This is a genomic window from Plectonema cf. radiosum LEGE 06105, from assembly GCF_015207665.1.
Lineage (GTDB): Bacteria > Cyanobacteriota > Cyanobacteriia > Cyanobacteriales > Nostocaceae > Rivularia > Rivularia radiosa_A.
Window position 1 is genome coordinate 1 of the sequence record NZ_JADEWL010000242.1, and the last position, 5,357, is coordinate 5,357.

At 38.8% G+C, this 5,357-nt stretch carries 4 protein-coding genes; 2 read left to right on the forward strand and 2 right to left on the reverse strand.

Going from position 1 to position 5,357, the window contains the following annotated elements; all coding sequences use genetic code 11:
* Positions 1–20 precede the first annotated feature (20 nt).
* Positions 21–1,304 (reverse strand): valine--pyruvate transaminase, encoded by a 1,284-nt coding sequence (locus IQ247_RS31205; protein WP_193926007.1) that lies wholly within the window; start codon positions 1,302–1,304, stop codon positions 21–23.
* 342 nt (positions 1,305–1,646) lie between these two features.
* Here IQ247_RS31205 and IQ247_RS31210 point away from each other — a divergent pair, with 342 nt between their 5' ends.
* Complete coding sequence (locus IQ247_RS31210) at positions 1,647–2,759, forward strand: S-(hydroxymethyl)glutathione dehydrogenase/class III alcohol dehydrogenase (protein ID WP_193926009.1); 1,113 nt, start codon at positions 1,647–1,649, stop codon at positions 2,757–2,759.
* A 472-nt stretch (positions 2,760–3,231) separates the two neighbouring features.
* A complete protein-coding gene (locus IQ247_RS31215; RefSeq protein ID WP_193926011.1) occupies positions 3,232–4,347 on the forward strand; it encodes an ABC transporter permease in 1,116 nt (371 codons plus the stop codon).
* 150 nt (positions 4,348–4,497) lie between these two features.
* Here IQ247_RS31215 and IQ247_RS31220 read toward each other — a convergent pair whose 3' ends face one another.
* Positions 4,498–5,202: a 4'-phosphopantetheinyl transferase family protein gene (locus IQ247_RS31220; protein ID WP_193926013.1), complete on the reverse strand. Its 705-nt coding sequence runs from the start codon at positions 5,200–5,202 to the stop codon at positions 4,498–4,500.
* Positions 5,203–5,357 lie beyond the last annotated feature (155 nt).

The window sequence follows — 5,357 nt, forward strand, 5'->3', positions numbered from 1 at the left end:
CCCCATCACCCCATACCTTCTCACGCATTCACGGTAGCACCTTGATAAACTTCTTGGGCTACTTGTGCGAAACGCTGCATTCCGGTTTTGATTTCCTCGTCGCTACCTGTGAGACTGATGCGGAAGCATTGGTGTTTGTGTTCCCATTCTTCGTGCAATCCGGGGAAGAAGGAGTTTCCTGGGACAACTATTACACCTACTTTTTTAAGTTGTTGGTAAAAATCCCAATCACTGATGGGTAAATCTTGCAGCCATATCCAACCAAAAATTGCTCCTTCACCGCGATGCAGAAACCAAGGTAAGTTTTTGGGCATTGCGGCTTCTAAAGTGCTTTCTAAAACAGCAAATTTGTTTTTGTAAAAAGGACGAATCACGGTTTCGCTGATTCTTGCTAACTCTCCGGAATCAATCGCACGAGCGGCTATGGCTTGTCCATATCTGGATGAATGTAAGCTAGCATTTGCTTGAAAGCATTCTAAGGCTTCGATTAATTTTTCATTACCGATCGCAATTCCTACTCTTTCTCCGGGTAATCCTGCTTTTGACAAACTCATACAGTGGAGAATATTTTCACCAAAGGTGGGTGTCATCTCGGTATAATTCAAGGCTGGGAATGGTGGTGCATAGGCGGAGTCAATTAAAACTGGTACATTTAATGGTGCAGCAAGTGCGGCGATTTTTTCAACTTCTTCGTCGGTAATTACGTTACCTGTAGGATTACAGGGACGAGAGAATAAAACACAACCAGTGTTTTCGGTAATTGATAACTGGCTGAAATCGGGACGGTATTTAAATCTATGAGATGATGCGTCAATATCTAAAGTTGGTTTGTAGGCGAATAACGCTTCAGGAACCAAACTAACTCCACCATAACCTGTATAATCGGGACTTAGAGGAAGAACAATTTGTTTGAGTTCATCGTTGGTAGTATAACCGCCGAAGACATTTGCAGCATAAAAATAAAGCGTTTGACTACCAGGAGTAATCAAAATATTGCGTTCGGTAAGGTTTAAGCCATACCGCTTGTTAAAGTCTTTTGCAATGGCTTCGATTAACGGCGAGTAACCTTTAGAATAACCATAACGGCAAACAACTTCACCATACTCCGTACTTGACAAAAGTTCAGCGGTACAATCGCGCCACAATTGTTCTACTTCGGGTAAAATCAACGGATTACCCGCACTCAAATTCATCAACTCCTGCCCAATTCCTGCGCGTAAAGTTTCATTGATATCTTTCATAATCGCTCTTACGCCGGTCAGTTTAGACATTTGAACGCCAAATTTAGTTAGGGCAGGATTCATAAGCAATCGATAATTATAAATAATTTAATTTAACTTTAACTATAATCGGTGATGGGGCATTGATGGTAAATTGGATATGGGGTATGAGAAAATGAGGAAATACAAAATCATCTAACACATAAATAAAACATAAGCATTAATAATATATATTAACTACATATTAACTAAATATTAACAAATTCTTTAATTTACCCTCTGACGACTTCGCCGTATTATTCCAATTATCTCATGATTGAGAAGTCGAAAATATAATTGAAAGATTATAAAATATTTTGGTGCAGTTGCCCAACTATAAACTCTAATAAAGAAGAATAAGCGAAAAGAATAAGAAGGGGAGAGAGCGTGGAAGTTAAAGCAGCAGTAGCTTATGAAGCAGGTAAACCGTTGAGTATTGAAACGGTTCAGTTGGAAGGGCCTGCCGCTGGTGAAGTCTTGATAGAAATTAAAGCCAGCGGAATCTGTCATACCGATGCTTACACACTTTCTGGTAAAGATCCTGAAGGTTTATTCCCCGCAATTTTGGGACATGAAGGTGCGGGTGTTGTAGTGGATGTGGGAAAAGGTGTCACCAGCGTCAAAAAGGGAGACCATGTTATTCCTCTTTACACTCCCGAATGCCGTCAGTGCGAATATTGCCTTAGCTTAAAAACTAATCTTTGTCAAGCTATTCGCAGTACTCAAGGTAAAGGCTTAATGCCCGATGGTACTAGTCGTTTTTCTATTGGGGGTGAAAGACTTTATCATTACATGGGTACATCGACTTTTGCTAACTATACAGTATTACCGGAAATCGCGATCGCAAAAATTCGTCAAGATGCACCTTTTGAAAAGGTTTGTTACATCGGTTGTGGAGTGACTACGGGTATTGGTGCGGTTATTTTCACAGCAAAGGTGGAACCCGGTTCTAAAGTTATAGTTTTTGGTTTGGGTGGTATCGGGTTAAATGTAATTCAAGGTGCAAAAATTGTCGGTGCCGATATGATTATCGGTGTAGATATTAATCCCAAAAAACGGGAATTAGCAGAAAAATTCGGGATGACGCACTTTGTTAATCCGAAAGAAGTGGAAGGTGATTTAGTTGCTTATTTAGTGGATTTAACTAAAGGTGGAGCCGATTATACCTTTGAATGCATTGGTAATGTAAAAGTGATGCGTCAAGCATTAGAATGCTGTCACAAAGGTTGGGGACAAAGTATTATCATTGGTGTTGCTGGTGCCGGAGAAGAAATTAGTACTCGTCCGTTTCAATTAGTCACCGGAAGAGTGTGGAAAGGTTCGGCTTTTGGTGGTGCTAGAGGACGTACTGATGTACCAAAAATTGTTGATTGGTATATGCAAGGAAAGATAAATATTGATGATTTAATTACTCATGTAATGCCAATAGAAAAGATTAATCAAGGTTTTGAATTGATGCATCAAGGAGAATCAATTCGTAGCGTTGTTACATTTGATTGATCAAAAATAAAATGTAGAGACGTAGCAGTGCTACGTCTCCAGTATGTAAGTTATCAAACCAGTTCCTTGAATATTACCTATAGTTGTGAACAATATAGTAATTACTAGCGAGCTTTCCGGTATGCCCCTCCGGGGCAGGCTACGCCAACGCACTACAAATAAAAAAAGATGTTTCTAATTTAAACACAATTATCGTTCTTAATCTTTTATGTCTCGTTCCCAGTCTCCGGTTGGGAATGCATTTCACAAGGCTCTGATTTCTAAGTCGGGCAGTCGGCAGTCGGCAGTCGGCAGTAGGAAGAAATATTAAGACTTAGACAATTGGTGGTGCAAATTGTTTTTCATGAGGACTGCCTTATACATGAAAAAAGCCATCAATAAAAGTTAAGATTTATTAAATATTCCAGGGTTTTATAATTGATTAAGAATAATTTATGCTTTAACATTCATAATCAATTAACTTGTATAAACTATGAACTGGTGGCAAAAACTCAAGAAAAATCCTTTAGCGCGATTTGGGGCAATTTTACTGATAATTTTTTATATTACGGTAATTTTCGCGGATTTTGTTGCACCTTATGACCCATATTATTCGCAGCCAAATGGTTCTTTACTGCCACCAACTCGCGTATATTTGAATAATAGAGAAGGGCAATTTATCGGTCCTCACATTTACCCGACTACTCAAGGTGATACGAATTTAGAAACGGGTAAACGCGAAATTATTGTAAACTACAGCAAACCTTCTGCTCTACGTTTATTTGTCCAAGGTTCTGAATACCAGCTGTTTAAATTCAGTTTACCGCTACCACCAACTTGGGATGAAGTCACAATATTTCCCGGTATCCCTTTAAACTTACATTTATTCGGTGCTGCTGGTGAAGCGAGATTCAATCTTTTGGGTACTGATGATCAAGCACGGGATGAGTTCAGCCGTTTGCTGTATGGTGGTCGTATCAGTTTATTCATCGGGATTTTAGGTGTCGCGATTTCTTTCCCATTGGGTATGATAGTCGGTGGAATTTCCGGCTACTTCGGTGGCTGGACTGATTCAGTAATTATGCGATTAGTAGAAGTACTGATGACATTCCCCAGTATCTATCTTCTGGTTACATTAGGCGCGGTCTTACCATCAGGATTAAGTAGTTCTCAGCGCTTTATATTAATTGTTTTGATTACTTCCTTTATTGGCTGGGCTGGCTTAGCGCGGGTGATTCGCGGACAAGTGCTGTCAATCAAAGAACGAGAATTTGTCCAAGCTGCAAGAGCAATGGGTGGTAAACCTTTTTATATCATTCTCCGTCACGTTTTACCTCAAACTGCAAGCTATATTGTTATCTCTGCTACTCTTTCCATTCCTAGTTTCATTGGTGCCGAAGCAATATTAAGTTTGATTGGTTTGGGCATTCAACAACCAGATCCTTCCTGGGGTAATATGTTATCATTAGCAACCAACGCTTCTATTTTGGTACTGCAACCCTGGTTAATTTGGCCTCCCGCTATGGTAATTATTCTTACAGTGCTAGCATTTAACTTGCTTGGTGATGGATTGAGAGATGCACTCGACCCCAGGAGTTTGGGACGGTAGTTTAGATTAGAGGTTAAAGGTTAAAGGTTAGAGGTTAAAGGTTAGTTAAACCTAGAAGTCGGGTTTCTTTTAGTAACCCGACTTCTCTCCTTACACTAAAATTATTACCCTCAAAGACTTTCAAATCCTTTCCTTACTGCTATGTAAATACTACACACCAAAATCCCAATATTTAAGTTGGAAATTTTGACCCGGAATTGCGATCGCAGCAGCACAATTAGTAAAAGGTTCGATTTCTACTAAATTCCATTCACCGGGGACATTTAATCGAGCAGGTTGTTCTGGAGTTAGAGAAACTTCGACTTTCTGTAAATCTTTTAATCCGATTCCTGTTGCTTTTAAATAAGCTTCTTTACAAGTCCAATAACGGAAAAAAAGTTGTTGCTGTTGCTGTGGATGAGCCGATTTTATAGTAGTAAATTCAGTTGCTAAAAAGAATCTTTGAGCAAGAGAGAGTACATCTGTAGTTGAATTGAAACACTCTAAATCTACACCGATAGAATCGGTTAAACTGATTGCATACAAAGCAAAATCTTGGGAATGAGATAAATTAAAGCTGAGATTAGTATGGTAACTTTGGTTTAAAAACGGTTTACCACGAGGTTCGTAATCAAACTGTATTTTGGATGGTTGAATATTTAAATAACGACCTAATATACTTCTAAGAATACCCCTACCGGCAATAAACCGTTGTCGATGCTCCTCGAAATGAAATCTTTTTGCTCTAATTAACTCATCTTCCGAGAGAATTTGCTTAAACTGTTTCAATAAAGACTCTACATTGACGAGATTTTCTCGCCAAACATGAACTTCATTAGCTAATAATTTAATATCCGTCGGCGCTTTTAACCACATTCAATTTTGGATTTTAGATTTTAGATTTTGGATTGAAAGTTAGGAATTGGGAATTGGGAATTGGTAATTGGGAATTGGTAATTGGTAATTGGTAATTGTAAATTATTAACTCATAACTCATAACTCATAACTCATAACTTTTCTCCCCCGAACCC

Coding starts and splice junctions, on each gene's coding strand:
- IQ247_RS31220 (WP_193926013.1), bottom strand. CDS start 5,202: ATGTGGTTAAAAGCGCCGACGGATATTAAATTATTAGCTAATGAAGTT.
- IQ247_RS31215 (WP_193926011.1), top strand. CDS start 3,232: ATGAACTGGTGGCAAAAACTCAAGAAAAATCCTTTAGCGCGATTTGGG.
- IQ247_RS31205 (WP_193926007.1), bottom strand. CDS start 1,304: ATGAATCCTGCCCTAACTAAATTTGGCGTTCAAATGTCTAAACTGACC.